19 protein-coding genes are annotated in these 16,587 nt (G+C 45.4%); 15 read left to right on the top strand and 4 right to left on the bottom strand.

What is annotated here, in order from left to right:
• Positions 1-36 precede the first annotated feature (36 nt).
• From V1501_RS11070 to V1501_RS11055, 4 genes are all read left to right on the top strand, one after another.
• A complete protein-coding gene (locus V1501_RS11070) occupies positions 37-612 on the top strand; it encodes a GNAT family N-acetyltransferase (RefSeq protein ID WP_409288094.1) in 576 nt (191 codons plus the stop codon).
• A 117-nt stretch (positions 613-729) separates the two neighbouring features.
• The gene (locus V1501_RS11065; protein ID WP_409288092.1) at positions 730-1,569 is read left to right on the top strand and encodes a uroporphyrinogen-III synthase; all 840 of its coding nucleotides are present in this window, start codon (positions 730-732) and stop codon (positions 1,567-1,569) included.
• Positions 1,553-2,437 carry an oxidoreductase gene (locus V1501_RS11060; RefSeq protein WP_409288090.1) on the top strand — a complete coding sequence of 295 codons (885 nt, stop codon included), beginning with the start codon at positions 1,553-1,555 and terminating at the stop codon, positions 2,435-2,437. The genes V1501_RS11065 and V1501_RS11060 overlap by 17 nt, the downstream gene beginning before the upstream one ends.
• Before the next feature lie 440 nt (positions 2,438-2,877).
• Positions 2,878-3,030, top strand: coding sequence for a hypothetical protein (locus tag V1501_RS11055; protein ID WP_409288088.1), 153 nt, complete (start codon positions 2,878-2,880; stop codon positions 3,028-3,030).
• 115 nt (positions 3,031-3,145) lie between these two features.
• On the opposite strand, the gene V1501_RS11050 is transcribed toward V1501_RS11055, so the two are convergent.
• Positions 3,146-4,342, bottom strand: coding sequence for an MFS transporter (locus tag V1501_RS11050; RefSeq protein WP_409288087.1), 1,197 nt, complete (start codon positions 4,340-4,342; stop codon positions 3,146-3,148).
• A 264-nt stretch (positions 4,343-4,606) separates the two neighbouring features.
• Here V1501_RS11050 and V1501_RS11045 point away from each other — a divergent pair, with 264 nt between their 5' ends.
• The 7 genes from V1501_RS11045 to V1501_RS11015 all read left to right on the top strand — a co-directional run bounded on the left by V1501_RS11045 (position 4,607) and on the right by V1501_RS11015 (position 10,491).
• Positions 4,607-4,969 carry a winged helix-turn-helix transcriptional regulator gene (locus V1501_RS11045; RefSeq protein WP_409288085.1) on the top strand — a complete coding sequence of 121 codons (363 nt, stop codon included), beginning with the start codon at positions 4,607-4,609 and terminating at the stop codon, positions 4,967-4,969.
• Between the two features lie 262 nt (positions 4,970-5,231).
• Complete coding sequence (locus V1501_RS11040) at positions 5,232-6,431, top strand: MFS transporter (protein WP_409288084.1); 1,200 nt, start codon at positions 5,232-5,234, stop codon at positions 6,429-6,431.
• Positions 6,432-6,512: 81 nt separating this feature from the next.
• Positions 6,513-6,938, top strand: a complete 426-nt coding sequence (locus V1501_RS11035) for an EamA family transporter (protein WP_409288082.1) — start codon at positions 6,513-6,515, stop codon at positions 6,936-6,938.
• A 411-nt stretch (positions 6,939-7,349) separates the two neighbouring features.
• Positions 7,350-7,883, top strand: a complete 534-nt coding sequence (locus tag V1501_RS11030) for a copper resistance protein CopC (protein WP_409288080.1) — start codon at positions 7,350-7,352, stop codon at positions 7,881-7,883.
• A complete protein-coding gene (locus V1501_RS11025; protein ID WP_409288078.1) occupies positions 7,884-8,948 on the top strand; it encodes a copper resistance D family protein in 1,065 nt (354 codons plus the stop codon).
• A gap of 290 nt (positions 8,949-9,238) precedes the next feature.
• Entirely contained in the window at positions 9,239-9,712 is a 474-nt protein-coding gene (locus V1501_RS11020) for an NUDIX hydrolase (protein WP_409288076.1), read from the top strand.
• The gene (locus V1501_RS11015; RefSeq protein ID WP_409288074.1) at positions 9,709-10,491 is read left to right on the top strand and encodes an arylamine N-acetyltransferase family protein; all 783 of its coding nucleotides are present in this window, start codon (positions 9,709-9,711) and stop codon (positions 10,489-10,491) included. Before V1501_RS11020 ends, V1501_RS11015 begins: the two co-directional genes overlap by 4 nt.
• A 56-nt stretch (positions 10,492-10,547) precedes the next feature.
• Here V1501_RS11015 and V1501_RS11010 read toward each other — a convergent pair whose 3' ends face one another.
• On the bottom strand, positions 10,548-11,150 hold the full coding sequence (locus V1501_RS11010; protein WP_409288072.1) for a VanZ family protein: 603 nt from the start codon (positions 11,148-11,150) through the stop codon (positions 10,548-10,550).
• Between the two features lie 157 nt (positions 11,151-11,307).
• On the opposite strand from V1501_RS11010, the gene V1501_RS11005 reads away from it, so the two are divergent.
• Entirely contained in the window at positions 11,308-11,916 is a 609-nt protein-coding gene (locus V1501_RS11005) for an HAD family hydrolase (RefSeq protein WP_409288071.1), read from the top strand.
• Between the two features lie 397 nt (positions 11,917-12,313).
• Entirely contained in the window at positions 12,314-13,330 is a 1,017-nt protein-coding gene (locus tag V1501_RS11000) for an STAS domain-containing protein (RefSeq protein ID WP_409288070.1), read from the top strand.
• Positions 13,331-13,377: 47 nt separating this feature from the next.
• Here the strand turns inward: V1501_RS11000 and V1501_RS10995 are convergent, their stop codons facing one another.
• Positions 13,378-13,938, bottom strand: coding sequence for a GNAT family N-acetyltransferase (locus tag V1501_RS10995; protein WP_409288068.1), 561 nt, complete (start codon positions 13,936-13,938; stop codon positions 13,378-13,380).
• A 52-nt stretch (positions 13,939-13,990) separates the two neighbouring features.
• Positions 13,991-14,845, bottom strand: a complete 855-nt coding sequence (locus V1501_RS10990) for a chemotaxis protein (RefSeq protein WP_409288067.1) — start codon at positions 14,843-14,845, stop codon at positions 13,991-13,993.
• A gap of 185 nt (positions 14,846-15,030) precedes the next feature.
• Here V1501_RS10990 and V1501_RS10985 point away from each other — a divergent pair, with 185 nt between their 5' ends.
• Complete coding sequence (locus tag V1501_RS10985) at positions 15,031-16,038, top strand: TIR domain-containing protein (protein ID WP_409288066.1); 1,008 nt, start codon at positions 15,031-15,033, stop codon at positions 16,036-16,038.
• The gene (locus V1501_RS10980; RefSeq protein WP_409288065.1) at positions 16,035-16,199 is read left to right on the top strand and encodes a hypothetical protein; all 165 of its coding nucleotides are present in this window, start codon (positions 16,035-16,037) and stop codon (positions 16,197-16,199) included. The genes V1501_RS10985 and V1501_RS10980 overlap by 4 nt, the downstream gene beginning before the upstream one ends.
• Positions 16,200-16,587: the final 388 nt, after the last annotated feature.

Below are 16,587 nucleotides of genomic sequence, written 5' to 3'. Positions count from 1 at the left end.
ATAAAACAACGGTATAACGTAAGAAGGAGTCGAGATATGCATTGGTATGAGAAGTTGAATCAATATTTCCCTATAGAGGAAATGAAATCAAGAGAACATATAGAAGCCCTGCTGGATGACAAAGGGGACATCTACCATAAAGATGAAGGCAAGGATCATGTTCTGATGTACGTGGAACTTGATAAATTTGTGTTCATTGATTATTTATTTGTATCAAAGAATTCCCGCGGACAGGGACTCGGGCACAAATTGCTCGATAAACTGAAGGAGAAGGGCAAACCCATCCTCCTTGAAGTCGAGCCTGTGAATTATGAGGACTCTGACACAGCAGGAAGGCTCCGTTTCTACAAACGGGAAGGCTTTGAGCATGCTGAAAAAATCGGCTATCGAAGAAAGTCACTGGCTACGAGTGAAATCAATGAGATGGAAATCCTTTACTGGGCACCGGGACAGGAAACTGAAGAGGATATCTTTGAGGCTATGAAGACCACCTACCAGCTCATCCACACATACAAAGACAAGGCGCTTTATGGTAAATCCTATGAGTCTGTCGAAGAAGTGCTTTCCTATGACAAAAAAGAGAATCCAGAGAATATCCTGGAACAAATATAATATGTGATCAAAGAGGCTGTCCCTGGGGCAGCCTCTTTTTGCTGAGGAAAAAATATTGAGAAACAACCGGATTAGCTCTATGATACTAATAAACTGACTTTTAAAGGATGAGCTGAAATGGGAAAAGGACTGATGGGCAAAAAAGTGGGACTGGGCGGATCCCGAAAACTTGAGGAAATGGGGAGCCTGATTGAAAAACAAGGCGGAATGCCTGTCAGGCGGCCGCTGCAGGGAACTCTCTTCCTGGCAGGTGATGAGCTTGGGCCTCCGCTTCAGGAACTGATCCAATCGGGAAGCGACTGGTTTATATTCACGACAGGCATCGGTCTTGAATCCCTTGTTGAGATCTCTGACGGGCTGGAGCTGAAGGGAAAATTTTTACAGCGGCTTCAGGAGTCCAATCTAGCCGCCAGGGGATATAAAACGATTTCTGCCTTAAAAAAGATTGGAATCAAACCTGTTGTAACGGACAAGGACGGCACCACCCGGAGCCTTATGGACGCACTGGATGGCTTTGATTTGGCAGGGAAGAAAATAACCATCCAGCTGCACGGGGAAAAAGCACCCAGGTTGATGGATTTCCTGCAGGAAAAAGGAGCGGAAACCTCCTCCATCCTTCCTTATCGGCATGTGCTTCCTGATGCAGAGCTGCTGGAGAGAACTGCGGAAGAACTCCTGACTGGTGAGCTGGATGCTTTTTGTTTTACGACTGCTGTCCAGGTCAGAGTCCTGTTTGAATTTGCCCGCGAGCGCGACATTCACGGGGAGCTGGTCAAAGCTTTCCAAACCGCCAGGGTAACCGCGGCTGCAGTAGGAAAAGTTACGGCCGAGGCACTGAGGGATGAAGGAGTCGGCAAGCTGTTTGTACCCGAACATGAAAGGATGGGTGCCATGATCATGGGACTCGGTCAATACTTTTTGAAGGCAGAGGGTATTCAAGATGAATCTAAAGGGTAAGAACGCTGTCATTACAGGAGGCAGCAGCGGCATCGGATTTGAAACGGCCCGGTTCCTGTGCCAGAGGGGTGTACAGGTATATTTGGCCGTGCGAGACCCCGATAAAGGCTGGGTAGCTGAAAAAGAAATCAAGAGCGAAAACCCTGAGGCAAGCATCGAGTCCCTGGTTCTTGACCTTGCCGACCTAGAAAGCATACAATTCTTTGCCGAATCATTCAGCAGGCATGCCGGAACCTTGGACCTTCTTATTAATAATGCAGGAGTGATGGTCCCTCCTTATCAAAAAACAAGAGATGGTTTTGAGCTTCAATTCGGAACCAACCATTTAGGGCATTTTGCCCTGACCGGGCATCTCCTGCCTCACATTGCAAAAACAAGCGAATCAAGGGTAATTACGTTAAGCAGCCTTGCTCACAGGAAAGCAGAAATAGATTTTGACAACCTGGACGGAGAAAATGGATATCGTGCAATGAAGTTTTATGGCCAGAGCAAGCTTGCAAACCTTCTATTCGCTTTAGAGCTGGATGAACGCTTTAAAAAGCATGGAATTCAGGCAAAAAGCATAGCCTGTCATCCGGGCATCGCTGTCACGAACCTTTTTAAGATTGGAAGGAAGGATGCCCCTGGCTGGCTGAAAAAGGCGGCAGCACCTTTTTTGCAGACAGCGGAAATGGGTGCTCTTCCTGTCATCTATGCAGCCGAAAATGAAAATCTTAATGGCGGGGAGTATATTGGTCCAGACGGCAGGGGCAGCCGAAAGGGGTTTCCTGTCATTGAAACCGTCAATCATCCTTCCCGTTCAGACAACACCGGAAAAAGGCTTTGGGAAGTTTCTGAAGAAATGACGGGCGTCTCCTACCTGCAATGAGAAAACTAATTATAATCAAGGAATCCCAGATCGGGATTCCTATTTTGTGCCTAACACGTTAAGCAGATTAATAGCCCTTCACATGAGTCCATTGCATTTTCCCTTATCTCAGGAGTAGACCCTATGATCAGGCTAAATGCCTCTTTTTGTATCGCGGCCACGATTGCTTTCGCCGGGGGAAGGACCGCATGATATCGGCAGCCACCGGGCGCGGCTGCTCTTAGCATGGTCACACTGCCTCCCGAGTACGGAGCCGGAGTTCTCCAGATCGTCATGATTGTTACAGTACCCGCTGTCATGGAGATTCATGACTTATCCAGGGTGTTCCCTCCGGCATCATCCTGAGTGACGTTTTCTTTGCAGCCAAGATTTCGAAGGGTTCAGTTTCCTCTGTTTATGAAAAGGATAAACTGAAATAAGTATATCGAGTGTCCGGCCGGATGTTCTTTGCATCAGTTACGGATTTCCTGAACAGCCTGGATTTTAAAGAAGAGATTAATGAAGTACGTATCTGGGATGATTCTGCCGCAGGTGCCGTTAACAAAGTGGTATTGAAATTTGCACAAAACGGCGAGGAAGCCGCTGTCACCTGACTGAATCCAGCAAGCCGCAGCTTTTTGAAAAAATTGAGGGATCAGCAAGGACTTATACAAGCTTCTGGACATTAACACAAAAGCTCACCTTTAATAAAGGTGAGCTTTTTTTGATTTATACTGCCTTACTATTTCGAAACTGAGCCTCAAGTTTCCGGCTCCAGCCTGTTAGAAGGACGGCGGCTGTAACCATAAGCCCGCCTGCCCAAGCTGTATGAATTAATCCGGCAGAATCCGTGATCAATCCGCCTGCATATGAGCCAATGGCGATTCCCGCATTGAACGCAGCGATGTTCAGGGCTGACGCGACATCCACGGCACTTGGAACATATCTTTCCGCAAGCATGACGACATATACCTGCAATCCGGGCACATTCATGAAAGCAAACAGGCCCATCAGGGTGATGGTAATCAGGCCGGCGATCTTAAAAGGGGCCGTAAAAGCAAGCACAAATAATACGACAGCCTGAAAAATGAACATGTAAAACAATGCCCCTACGGGATTATGGTTGGCAAGCCTGCCGCCAATCATATTGCCAATTGCAATGGCCGCGCCATATATAAGCAGAATGGCGGCTACTGAACCGGAGCTGAACCCGGTGACCTCCTGCAGGATAGGAGATAGATAGGTGAACACGACAAAAGTTCCTCCATAGCCGAGTGCAGTGATCAAAAAGACCAGCAGGAGGCGGCCATTGGAAATCAGCTTTATTTGATCCCTGAAAGAAGAGGATGAACCTTTTGGCAGTGATGACGGAATTAACGTGCTGTTTGCTATCAAGGCAAGCAGTCCAGCTGCGACGATGCCGATGAAGGCTGCCCGCCAGCCCAGCTGCTGGCCGATAAAGGTCCCGATCGGCACACCTGTCACGGTCGCGACCGTAAGTCCTGTGAACATGATCGAGATGGCACTTGCCCTTTTATTTTCGGGCACGAGATTTGCTGCAATTGTGGAGCCGATGGACATGAATACTCCATGAGACAGAGCTGAAATGATCCTGGCAGCCAGGAGTACCCCAACGCTTGAAGCTGCTGCAGCCATGATGTTTCCGAGTATGAATACAATCATGATCCACAGAAGCAGTGTTTTCCGGGATATCCCGGAAGTAAGGGAAGTCAGGATCGGCGCCCCGAAGGTAACTCCGAGAGCATATAAGGATACGGTGAGGCCGGCTGTCGTGACAGGGATATCGAAGTCACCCGCTATCAGGGGCAGCAGTCCGACGCTTATAAATTCAGTCGTACCGATGGCAAAGGCACTGAGTGCCAGTGCAAGCAGGGCCAGAGTGCTTTGTTTTTTTGTAAGATTCATGCGGATTCCTCCTAATTAGTAAATGTGATGCTGCCTATCTTTTGGTTTTCACGAAAAACGAGTTAATAATTCAAGCTCCCATTCTTGTTTTTTGCATGAACTGTTAACATGCAGCAAAGGATATTTAGTAAAGTATAGTGTTTTTCCGCCCGCAGATGTTATTATGAAACATATAGCAGTTTAGGAAAAGTACGCACTTTTAAGTGATATAGGTACCAATAAGTGATATAGGAACTTTTTAGTTCCTGTAGAGGGGAGGATATAATGAATAAAAAGAAATACAATATATCGGTGGAAGCGACGCTCGAGGTTATCGGGGGAAAGTGGAAATGTGTCATCCTCTGCCACCTCACATACGGGAAAAAACGCACAAGTGAATTAAAGCGCCTGATGCCCGGAATCACACAAAAAATGCTGACTCAGCAGCTGAGGGAGCTGGAGGATGACGGAGTCATCAACCGGATTGTCTACAATCAGATCCCGCCGAAGGTTGAATATGAATTGAGTGAATACGGCTGGAGTCTTAAAGGAATCCTCGATTCGCTCTGTGCCTGGGGTGAGAATCACATTATCAGGGTGTATGGAGATAAAACCGGTATGCTGGAAGAAAGTGTCTTGAATAAGTAAGATCGGGGAGAACGGGAAATGTCCTGTTCTCTTTTTTTGTGGAATACCGCTTTTCTGGTTATGGCGGAAACCTGAAGCCTTGCTTTAGATATTATCAAAGGAATCTGCAGATACTGTGAAAGGACGGCCATCACCATGGGGCCTAACATTTGACTTATGAAAGAAAAAAATCAATAGTAATATTTAGCAGCCCGAAATAAAAGCTGGCCGGGCGATTAGTTCGATTTAAAGAATTGAGAGAGTGGGGAGAGGAGTAGATTGAGTGAAGGAAAAGTACATCGATGAAAACTCTCGGGCACTGCCAGGGAAGGAACCGATATGGACCAGGGATTTCATATTAATCTGTCTGGCGAATTTCTTTGTTTTCCTCAGTTTTCAAATGACATTGCCCACCATTCCGCTGTTTGTGGAGGAACTGGGAGGAAACGAACAATTAATCGGTTTTGTGGTGGGGATTTTTACTTTTTCTGCCTTACTGATCAGACCCTATGCCGGGCATGCCCTTGAAACAAAGGGCAGGAAGTATGTGTACCTGACAGGTCTCGCTATCATCATCCTGGCAGTGGGATCCTTTGGATTTCTGGGAAGCATTGCCCTTCTGTTTGTGATGAGGATCATTCAGGGAGTCGGCTGGGGATTTTCGACCACGGCTTCCGGAACGATTGCAACTGATGTGATCCCGCCTAAACGACGGGGGGAAGGCATGGGGTATTACGGGTTATCCGGAAATCTCGCACTGGCTTTCGGTCCATCGCTGGGATTGATTCTGTCGGCAAGCCTTCCCTTTAGCTGGCTGTTTTTGATTTGCGCGGGTCTCGGACTTGCTGCACTGATACTCTCATCTACCATCCGGTATAAAAAAATGGAGCAGTCACCGGAAAAGTCGGTGACAGTTAAATGGGATATTTATGAAAAAAGTGCATTGAAGCCTTCTATACTCCTGTTTTTCATCACCGTAACCTTCGGCGGGATCGCATCTTTCCTTCCCTTATATACCGCTGATAAGGGGATATCCGGGATTCAGATGTACTTTTTGGTATATGCCATTGCCCTGATGCTGACCAGGACCTTTGCCGGCAAGCTCTATGACCGAAAAGGGCACAAGGCGGTATTCATACCAGGCGCCGTGCTGATTGCTGCTGCCATGGTGCTCCTTGCGTGGCTGCCAAATACCATGATTTTATTTTCAGCAGCGTTTTTATACGGATTTGGGTTCGGCACCGTCCAGCCCGCCCTGCAGGCCTGGGCGATGGAAAAAGCACCGGCAAACCGGAAGGGGATGGCCACAGCGACCTTTTTTTCCTTTTTTGACCTCGGCGTCGGAATGGGGGCAATGGTTTTTGGCCAGATTGGCCATGCGTACGGCTATCCAAGCATTTATCTGACAGCTGCCCTGTCTGTCGTGATAGCGATCATTGTTTATTTTATCTTCCTGATCCAGGAATCCAGAGCCGCTGTTTAGACCGTATGAATTCAGCTCATCTTCACAGACTATAGAAGATGATTCTTTCGTCTCCAGGATCCCAAGTGAAGGAGGGATAGTATGTCCTGGCTGGTTTATGCGATTCTTTCAGCGGTCTCTGCCGCCTTTGTTGCCATTTTCGGGAAAATTGGCCTGCAGAATATAGACTCGAACACCGCAACTGCTGTTCGTTCCGTAATCATGGCATTATTTTTACTTTTTGTGGTGGCGGCCCAAGGAAACTTAGGCAGAATACCTGAACTGCTGAGCGAAAGAAAAGCCTTCCTTTTTATTGTATTAAGCGGCGTTGCCGGGGCGGGTTCCTGGCTCTTTTATTTCCTTGCTTTAAAAACAGGCAGAGTGTCCCAGGTTGCTCCGATTGATAAACTCAGTGTGGTCATTGCTGCCGTTATTGCCATTGCCTTTCTTGGTGAACGGATTTCCTTTGTGAATGGTGCAGGAATCATACTGATAGCGGCTGGTGCCATACTTACGGCTCTCCCTTAAATGGAATCATGCATGAAGTCCCCGGTTTTGTTATAATAGAGTCCATATTAAAACCGGGGGATATTTTTGTAATCTAAACTGCCCGCTGCTGCTCGTGATCAAAGGTGTCCTTCAGGGTGCCTGTGCATTTACGGCCTTTTTCGGCAGCTGCTGCTTCAGTCATGGTTGCGTTCAATGAGATGCTGCTCATATTTTTATATTTCCTCATTATAAAGACGAGGAACAAACGTAAGTAAGCGTCAAGGTCTCTTTTGCATACAGTGCTGATGGCCAGAGTTGGCTCTCCAGCATGTATCAGGAGCCTTTTTTTATTTTTGGGGTTATATATTTAGAAAATGTTCACATTGGCCATCCTTTTTCTGTAGAGACAAATGGTAATATGAATATTGAAACTGATTTGGAGGTTACATAATGAAGAAACTCATCATAGCAGGCCTTTTGCTGATTTTATCCTTCCCGGCCGCAGCATTTGCCCATACCGGGCTCGAGTCCTCTGTGCCTGCAAAAGGGGAAACCGTGAAGAATAAACTGACGGAGATCCGGCTGAACTTTGAAACTCCCATTGAAAAACTGAGCACGATGAAACTGTTTAAAGGTGAAACTGAAGTTGAACTGGGTGAAGTTAAGGCAGACGGTTCAAAGTTAAGCGGTGCACTGAAAGATCCGCTTCAAAATGGGAATTACCGAGTGGAATGGAAAATTGTCGGGGAAGACGGTCATACAATTGAAGGGGAATTTGATTTCGTGATGGCTGTGCCTGAGACAGAAGCTCCTGCCCAGGAAGATAATGAGAAAGAGCAGCCAGAAAAGGCAAAAGATGAATCAGTTAAAGAGAAGGAAAAAACAGAGGATTCATCCTCAGATACTGGAGCAACCCTGGTAATGGTGCTGCTCGGTGTCGCCATCATAGCAGGATTTTTGTTCGTATTCAGGAAGAAAAAATAAATGGGTATCCTGGTGCCAATCGCGGAAGCATTGAACTATCTATTTTTTTCAATACTCGCCGGCCATACTGCACTGCTGTTTGTGCCGCAGGCATATAAGCCCAAAATTTCTGTGCCAAAGCCAGTTCTGCTTTTATCAACACTTGGTATTATCCTTTGTTCACTCGCCCCAAGTTTGAGGGCTGCCTCTTATTTTTCTGATGGCAGTTTTCTGGAAACTCTGTTAACTGTCATTTCGACTTTTACCATCGGGAAATCGTGGCTTGTCATCGGGTTTGCAGCCACCTTTTTTTGGATGACGATTTATGTGGAAGGCAACCGGTTTCTTAAATTGTTCTGGCTTCTGATTCTGGTGAGTGCCGCCGGCTGGGCAAGCCATGTGGCTTCACTGGATTTTAAGTGGGGCTTCCCCCTTCATTCGGTTCACTTTTTGGCCGTGATCCTCTGGACGGGAATCGTAATCCTTGCCGGCTGGTTTTCAAGTGAACCTGGCAGCTGGCAGCGCTTCCTGAGGTGGTTCACACCTTTTGCGGCAGCCAGTCTTGTTCTTATAGGACTGAGCGGGTTCCTGCTGATGACCTTTGTCATCAATAAAGGGCAGTATCTCCATTCATGGGCGCTTCCTTATGGCCAGATTCTCCTCTTGAAGCACATCAGCATCATACCGGTGCTTCTGTTTGCTTTCATGAACGGCATTTTGGCCAGAAAGCTTGCTGTATCAGATTTCAATCCGCTGCCATGGCTGAAGATGGAGGGCCTTGGAATTTTTATCATTTTCTCCTTCACTGCAATACTGGGTACTCTGTCTCCGCCGCATGAATCGGCTCTAATCAATTCGGTGCCGCCCTGGATAACACGGGTAACCGGAGATACACCCGGTTTTCCGCTGACGGTATCATGGGATCTCAGCTTGAGCGGTATACTGCTCGGTGCCATGGCCATCCTGTTTGCCGCCCTGGTGCTGATCAGCTTCTTGAAAAGGGACAAGCCTCTCATCGCATTTATGTTCGGCCTTGGCCTCATTGTATCCACTTATCTGGCCTTGATGTTCAATATCCAGTTATGAAGAAGACAGGGAGCTCCCTGTCTTTTTTTAATTTTGAAATCTGTGCGGTTTTCACTTAGATGCCAATGGATTTGGCAGGCGGTGATTGGCCTATTGCATGTAAATCTGCAGTTCCCGCAAGTAAAGCGGCCTGTTCTGCAGTGAAATCAGAGATTTCGTCAGGTAAACCTTAAAAGAATCGGTTTCTATTCTTTATTTCTCCAAAGTCATTCAGGCAAAATTATTTAAATATGCCGGTCATCCGGGTTACCATTACAGTAAAATCTCTAACAGTAAAAAAGGAGTGTACGATGGATTATATAAGGCATCTTCGTTCAATGGTAGGACATGAAAGAGTCCTCATGGTGACTGCAGGGGTATTTGTATTTGACGAAAAAAACAGGCTTCTGCTGCAGAAGAGGTCAGATAATGGACAATGGGGCCTTCCCGGTGGATTTATGGAGCTGGATGAAGACATACAGACAGCTGCAACGAGAGAGGTACTTGAAGAAACGGGCCTGAAAGTAAGTAATCTCGAGCTGTTCGGGATTTATTCTGGTCCACGGTTCAATAAAACCTTTGCCAATGGAGATCAAGTATCACTGCTGCAGATCCTATTTATATCAAGATCTTTTACCGGTTCAGTTCTGGAGCGGAATGAAGAATCTATTGAAAATGGATTCTTTTCGCTGGACAAACTGCCGGACAGCATATTTACGGATCATATGGAATTTATTAACGATATGGTTACAAAAGGAAGTAATGGGGAGGTCGAAGTGAAGTGACATTGAATTCTTTATTCAAAAAAAGAATTGGCTGGCCACAGGAGGAAATAGTCAGCTTTGAAACGCTTGAACGTTTGCTCGAGGCTGCTGCCATGTCGATTCCATTCGAGAACCTGCGCGTCCTGGACGGAACATACGGGAAGCTGACGGAAAAAAGCCTGGTTGACAAGATACTGGTAAGGAACGAAGGCGGGCTCTGCTATGAACTGAACGGGCTTCTTTATCTTTTTCTCGTTGAAAATGACATTGATGCCGTCTTGGTGCGCGGCATCATCTATGATCAACAGAGTGAAAGATGGAGCGGAACAGGTAAAACGCATGCTGCGGTGCTGATCCGCCATGAAGGAAGAACCTTTATTGCCGATACAGGCTTCGGAGGAAATCTTCCGCTTAAGCCAGTCCCAATGGAAGGGAAAATTGTTTTCTCTGCGAACGGGGAATTCAGGATCCGTAGAAGAGAAACAGAATATGGAAGCTATATCCTTGAAATGAAGCTAAAGCATAAAGATGGAGACTGGAAAACCGGGTATGCATTCAATCCGGATGAAACGACCACTAATGTGGAGGATCTGAATGATATCCAGGCTGTTATACATGAAGATCCAGCCTCTCCCTTTAATAAAAGTCCCCTGATAACACGTCTGACTCCTTCCGGGTCTCTTGTTTTATCAGAAAAAGCTTTTTCAGAACGCGAGGGTAGAGAGACGGTTAAACTGGATGTGACTGATGCAGAATTCAGGAGGCTGGCAAAAGAAAAATTCGGCCTGCAGATTGATTGAATTTATCAGAAAGACTAACAAAGGCATGAATACCCGCCTTTTTTGATTAGGGATATTCATGCCTTTACCATCACTCTTGCTGCCAGTGGATAGAGGAGGTACCCAAGGAATACTCCTGATAAATTCAGAATCAGATCATCTATATCGAGGCTGCCACGGCCCGTTATATGCTGGGCGCTCTCTATAAAGCAAATGATCATTGCGGGAACCAGGATTAATTTCCATTTTTTAAATACAGAAAGCGGCTTGGCCCATAGGGTATAGACGCCAAAGGGAACAAAAAGGAGTATATTTGCCGCAAGATTATAAAAGGCTGGAAGAAACAAACTCCTGCCGGATAGAAACAGTTTAATAGTCGAAAGCGGAATGAGATTGATGCGGTTATATTCCTGCTGAGCCGGCCTTGAAAATAGCAGAACCATGAGCAGGAAGGAATAAATGGCCATCATGCCAAGTACTGCTTTCGGGGGCACTTGAATATGTTCCCCGCGTATAAGCAGCATGAGAAAGAAAAAACCGCCTGTTATACAGCCCCAAACTACTAAAAGAAAGACTGGATTAAGATAAGAGCCGAGTGCCTTCCAAAGGGGAAGCAGTGAAAAGAACAGTGCCAGGGAAAGTAAAATGGATAGGTTGATTGTTTTTCTGGTTACATACATGATATCCTCCAGTTGGCTTATAACCTCCATTATATTTAAATAAAGAGGAATATTCTATCTAAAGAATCCTGATGTGGAAGACGGAGCAAAATTTCTGGAGAGCTCCTATGCAATTTTGCTATGATTAGAAGAACATTTTGTTGTGGAGGAATGCTATATGGACAGCATCATTTTCGATTTAGACGGAACCTTATGGGATTCGCTGGATTCTATCATAACTGCGTGGAATAAAGTACTTAAGGAATACAACTTAGACGTTAAGAAGGAAGAACTGCAGGCGGTGACCGGCCTTCAGATGAAAGAAATTGGAGAACGTTTATTTTCATCCATAGAAGAGGAGGAAAGGACGCGTATCTTGGCTGAATGCAATGCTGTCGAATGCCAATGGCTTGGTCAGCGTGGCGGAAAGCTTTATGATGGCCTCGAGGATGTGCTGTCTTATCTTTCTAATAAATATAAGCTGTTCATCGTCAGCAACTGCCAGGATGGGTATATAGAGGCATTTTATAAATTTCATGGTCTGGAAAGGTTTTTTGCCGATTATGAGAATCCTGGGAGGACAGGTCTTCCCAAGGGGGAAAATATCAAGCTGATCATGGAAAGGAACTCTCTTCAGGAAGCCATTTATGTCGGGGATACGGAAAGTGACCGTAAAGCGGCTGAGACTGCCGGCATTCCATTCGTTTATGCAGATTACGGATTTGGAGCACCGCTGAGCTATGATTATAAAATCAGCTCACTGCAGGAATTAAAAGAGTTATTTTAAAGAGAAAAAACTCCATAGAACAAGGACTCGAATCGGGGTCCTTGTTTTTAAAATCCATTGGGAAACATCCTCTTTGTGACTCATTCCATCAAGATTTAGAAGCGTCTTTCCGGGAAAGTATTTTGACCTGAAACAAAAAACAGGGACAATCTGCATTAACACCCTGACAGCGTTACAAATAGATGTCCATGAAAAGATGGAAAGGTATCAGGCTGACGCTCTCCCCCCTTTTTTAAGATTAATCGTAAAATCTCTTTTATTTAAAGTTTCCCCGGGTATATAGAACTTAGTACTCCAATTCGATTACAATCGGATCACAAAATAGGGAATTTATGCGGTTGTCGGCTGTCTGACAGAAGAGGATTCACGAATTCACATGACTAGAGGAGCTGCAGCAATGGATGCTAAAACGTTTATGACAATTGGCGGAATCGATTACAAATGGGATCTCGAAAAGGGGCAGTTACAATTTGATGGCGGGGAAGCCGTTCTGTTCTGGGTGTCAGCGATGAAAACCTTCTTTGAAACAATTGAAGAGGTGGCCGGGTCAGATGCTGCCAAGATTGTTTTGGAAACAACAGGTTTCCGCCAGGGGTTAATGGTTGGCAATGAATTCAAAAAGAAGAAGGACATCTCTCTGTCCGATCTAGGAAAATTTCTGGAAGGAATTTATCCCCCTGCCGGATGGGGAAAGGTGACCGTTGAAAAAATCGATGACTTGAATGGAGATATTACCCTGCTCATTCAGGATGACTGGGAATATAAACTGAATCAGCTGGATGGGAAGAAATGCAATGGGAGCTTTGTTCCTGCCCATTTTGCCGGCGTATTGACCGGGTTATACAATGATAACTTCTGGTTTAAAACTGCAGAGTGCCAATCAGGCGGGAACAGCCGCAGCAGAATTGAATATTTCCGATCGGTAATTACAGTCCAGAATAATATGAAGGAGCTTTCCCGAAGACAGGAAGCAGCCCATATTCAGCAGCTTGAAATCCTTGTGGAAGAAAAAACGGCGGCATTACAGGAATTAATACGGGAACTTTCCTCTCCTGTTATCCCTGTTTTTGATGGGATCGTGGTTGTGCCGATGATTGGCAGCTATGACGAAGAAAGGTTTGAGGAGCTTGTAGTAAGCACGCTTGAGAAGCTCCCGGGGCATGAAGCCCAATTCCTGCTGCTGGACTTAACCGGCCTGAACCAGAAAGCAAGCCAGGACACGGCCAGATTTGTTGGAAAATTGGGGGCGGCCGCCAAGCTATTGGGAATTGAAACGATTCTTGTCGGCATATCGGCAGAACTTGCTGAAGGAATGGCAGGCAGCATGGTCGGACTGAATAAATTCATATCCCTTCAGACACTGCAGCATGGAATTTTTTATGCTCTCGGAAAAAGCGGGCTTCGGATCGTATAAGATAATGACTATAACTATAACCAGCCCTGAACTCTCAGGGCTGCTTTTTAAATATCAGGAAATCTGAATTTTATAGCAAAAGAATCTACGGATACTCTCCAGATCATATGATGGCTGTCCTTACCCCAATGATTCCATGAAATAACCAGCGGTTCGCCCAATTTAGCCTTCCATACTTTCTGGGCCCGTTTATACCCGCTGTCCAGGCAAAACTCCGTTACCCCTTTTCCAGTGAAATGAAGAATCAAGGCATTCAGGAGCAAGGTACCAAGCCCCTGGCCCTGAAACTCGGGATCCACAAAAATGGTCCCTGCTTCAAAGAGACCGGCTATTTGATCATCAAGGGCCACTATTAGATCATTCGGCTGCCCGTATTCAATCGTTCCCACAATTTTACCGTCAGAGGGGTGGACAGCAAGCAGGAAATACCGATCAGCTCCGCTGCTCCTAAGATCAGCAGCCAGCATTTTTTTCTTCAACTCTATTTCCTGAAGCAGATCATCATGCAGATGCATAATTCCTTCTTCTTCAAACGTATGAGTCAACACCCTCTTAAAAAAGGAATGAAGCTCAGTCTGATCACCTGCCTGAGGCCGCCGTATAATCACAGTCCGTTATCTCTCCTAATCACGAGGGATATGCCCCCGTTCCTCTTTTTAATTACTTCAGTCCATTGATATGCTTCCAGAGCCGGAATAAACCATCCGTGATTGGTTCCAGAACATTTTTGTCTGTAAGATAAGCTGAGTGGGAGAAGGGATTCCAGTTGGTAAGGATATTTCCTGCATTTACTTCCCGATCTTCATTGACTGCAGCAGAGTATTGCGGACTTACCGGTTTTAGCGGATACGCCAGCACATCATCTCTATCATAGAAATTGATCCATTCTCCAGAAAATCCGCCATTATATTTTGCTGCAGAAGGTGAAGGTATGCATATTGGCCGGTCAAAGCTGTCGTACCGAAGGCTCCAAAGTGGAAGGGTGGTGCCCATGGTATAAAAAAGCGATAAAGTATCGCCCCTCTCAAGTGGTGTCAGGTGATCCACTGCTGTCTCCAGATCATCCTGGTTCATCTGCAGGTCATAAAAAAAATTAGACGCTATCACAGATCCAAGGCTATGTGAAATAACACATAAGGGGGTTTCGCTCCCTGTTTTTCCGGCGAGGACGCCAAGGGAGGAAGCTACCTGCCTGTGGACACGATAATAATTGTGCTTTGCAGTCTCTACCGGCTGATAAGCAATCGCATCCGCCAGATAATGAATCATAAACCGGCGTATTCCCTGATAATTCAAGTCCTGTTCTTTCACTAATTTTGTGAACAGCTCATCTTCTCCCTGTTGAAATACCGCTGCCCAAAAAACCGGCTGGATTGTGAGCATATCCCCGGGTAACAAATTATAAACCTTTGCCTTTTCTGCGAACATTTCAAGCAATTCAGCGGCCAGGTCAGCTCCGTAATCTTCATGCTGGCTTCCCATTCCATGAATGATCGCTACAGCTATCTGCTTCATGTTCATTCCCTCCCGTCAAAGAGTCATCCTTATTTCCCATTATACAACGATGCAAAAGGATTTTAGCGCAGAAGTGTTGAAATATAAATGGCAGACAAAACTGTGTAAGCTGTACTTTGAACAAAAGCCGGCCAGTCTAGGGATTATATAAATTTTGCAGCCAGGAATTGTAAAGGGAGGTATATATGAATCGCATAAAACCTAAAGTATTCATCGGCTCCGCAAGCGAATCCATCCAGTATGTAGATGCCATCCATGAAGGCTTGAGCCGGGTTGCAGAAGTTACGCCATGGTCAGCCGGAGCATTCCGCCCGCTTGAATATAATATGGAAAGCCTGGAGAGGCAGCTAGATTCAAATGATTTTGCAGTATTTGTATTTTCACCTGATGATGTTGTAAAAATTAGAGGGAAAATAACCTTTACAGCGAGGGATAATACGCTGTTTGAAATGGGGCTCTTCTGGGGAAGATTAAGAAGGGGAAGGGTCTTTTATATCATTCCTTCCGAACTGGCGGAAGATGAACATGCACAAGGGTTCAGGATTCCTACAGACCTGGACGGACTCACGGTGCTGAAATATGAAAAACGAAGTGACTCCAACTTTGAAGCAGCTGTCAATATTGCATGCCGCAAAATTAAGCAGGCAATTGAAGATCTAGGTATTTTTCAAGACCCTAAAAAAGAACTGAGCCTGGCACGTGTCAGCCAGGAGAGGGATTACACGCTTATCCGCGTTCTAAGGACCTTATCCAGGCGGCTTTTGGCAGATCCATCACAGAAGCATGAGTATCTGCAGGAAGCGGTGAGGAATGGATATGAGGCACCGCCAAATTACTATGTTGAAGCAATTGGTGTCTGGCAGGCAGAAGGATCAGAGGGACTCAGGCAAATAGCGGGAAATGAAGGACAAGGCAGCTTTTATCCATTTAATATCAATGAAACCCGCGATCCATCAGACAGGATCATCGTCGTGGACAGCTTCCTGCAGAGCGAGGAGCTCGTTCTTGAAAAAAATACATCTGCCTTTGATAACACGTATGTATTATGCTATCCTATAGGGAACAAACTAGTCATAACCATTGCCATTTCCGGAAAAGAAAAATTAGACCGGAAAGAAATAGACCAGATTTTCTTAAGCAATCATAATCTGCTAAATACAATAAATTCGATATATGGAGGGACATCAAAATGAAAAGGACAGTTGCATTGAAGCGGGATTCTTATAAATTAGGCCACGCAGTTTCCGGTAAAAAAGCTGTCATCACCTCCAAGACCGGCCAGGAAGAAGCTGGAGAGGTCATCTACAAAAGGAAAGCTGTGTACAGGGAAGATCCTTTCAGGAAGAGAGCATAATACTCGTTTATTAATATAGGGAAGCAGCCTTCAATGGAGGCTGTTTTTTTGTTGGATTTTTTTATTAGGTTACATTATTAAATTACATACAAAAGTAAATTCCTGAAAGAGTGTTAAATGGGGAGGAGGACATGTGCAGAATACAGCCAATCGTTTTTTACTTTTTGTCATTCTTGCCTTTTTTTGCCTAACTGCTTCTTTATATATTTTTCCCTGTATTTTAGGGTACGTTTGTACCCTAAAATATAGAGACGTTAAAGAAAAAAAACCATCATTTAAGGATTTAGACAAAACGGCGTTATAAAATAATTGATTTGAGTTTAACTCCGAAACGGCCTTACCAGATTACCATACAAGCAGCAGCCGAAGAAAGGGTTAAAAAAGGAGA

Origin of the sequence: Paraperibacillus esterisolvens, assembly GCF_046237625.1 — a bacterium.
Taxonomy (GTDB): Bacteria; Bacillota; Bacilli; order Bacillales; family DSM-1321; genus Paraperibacillus; species Paraperibacillus esterisolvens.
Note: the sequence above shows the minus strand (reverse complement) of the source record. Positions and strands in the feature narration are given on the sequence as shown.

What these genes read in the sequence shown, in the direction of transcription:
- V1501_RS11070 (WP_409288094.1), top strand. Translation starts at nt 37, where the DNA reads ATGCATTGGTATGAGAAGTTGAATCAATATTTCCCTATAGAGGAAATG.
- V1501_RS11065 (WP_409288092.1), top strand. Translation starts at nt 730, where the DNA reads ATGGGAAAAGGACTGATGGGCAAAAAAGTGGGACTGGGCGGATCCCGA.
- V1501_RS11060 (WP_409288090.1), top strand. Translation starts at nt 1,553, where the DNA reads ATGAATCTAAAGGGTAAGAACGCTGTCATTACAGGAGGCAGCAGCGGC.
- V1501_RS11055 (WP_409288088.1), top strand. Translation starts at nt 2,878, where the DNA reads ATGTTCTTTGCATCAGTTACGGATTTCCTGAACAGCCTGGATTTTAAA.
- V1501_RS11050 (WP_409288087.1), bottom strand. Translation starts at nt 4,342, where the DNA reads ATGAATCTTACAAAAAAACAAAGCACTCTGGCCCTGCTTGCACTGGCA.
- V1501_RS11045 (WP_409288085.1), top strand. Translation starts at nt 4,607, where the DNA reads ATGAATAAAAAGAAATACAATATATCGGTGGAAGCGACGCTCGAGGTT.
- V1501_RS11035 (WP_409288082.1), top strand. Translation starts at nt 6,513, where the DNA reads ATGTCCTGGCTGGTTTATGCGATTCTTTCAGCGGTCTCTGCCGCCTTT.
- V1501_RS11030 (WP_409288080.1), top strand. Translation starts at nt 7,350, where the DNA reads ATGAAGAAACTCATCATAGCAGGCCTTTTGCTGATTTTATCCTTCCCG.
- V1501_RS11025 (WP_409288078.1), top strand. Translation starts at nt 7,884, where the DNA reads ATGGGTATCCTGGTGCCAATCGCGGAAGCATTGAACTATCTATTTTTT.
- V1501_RS11020 (WP_409288076.1), top strand. Translation starts at nt 9,239, where the DNA reads ATGGATTATATAAGGCATCTTCGTTCAATGGTAGGACATGAAAGAGTC.
- V1501_RS11010 (WP_409288072.1), bottom strand. Translation starts at nt 11,150, where the DNA reads ATGTATGTAACCAGAAAAACAATCAACCTATCCATTTTACTTTCCCTG.
- V1501_RS11005 (WP_409288071.1), top strand. Translation starts at nt 11,308, where the DNA reads ATGGACAGCATCATTTTCGATTTAGACGGAACCTTATGGGATTCGCTG.
- V1501_RS11000 (WP_409288070.1), top strand. Translation starts at nt 12,314, where the DNA reads ATGGATGCTAAAACGTTTATGACAATTGGCGGAATCGATTACAAATGG.
- V1501_RS10990 (WP_409288067.1), bottom strand. Translation starts at nt 14,845, where the DNA reads ATGAAGCAGATAGCTGTAGCGATCATTCATGGAATGGGAAGCCAGCAT.
- V1501_RS10985 (WP_409288066.1), top strand. Translation starts at nt 15,031, where the DNA reads ATGAATCGCATAAAACCTAAAGTATTCATCGGCTCCGCAAGCGAATCC.
- V1501_RS10980 (WP_409288065.1), top strand. Translation starts at nt 16,035, where the DNA reads ATGAAAAGGACAGTTGCATTGAAGCGGGATTCTTATAAATTAGGCCAC.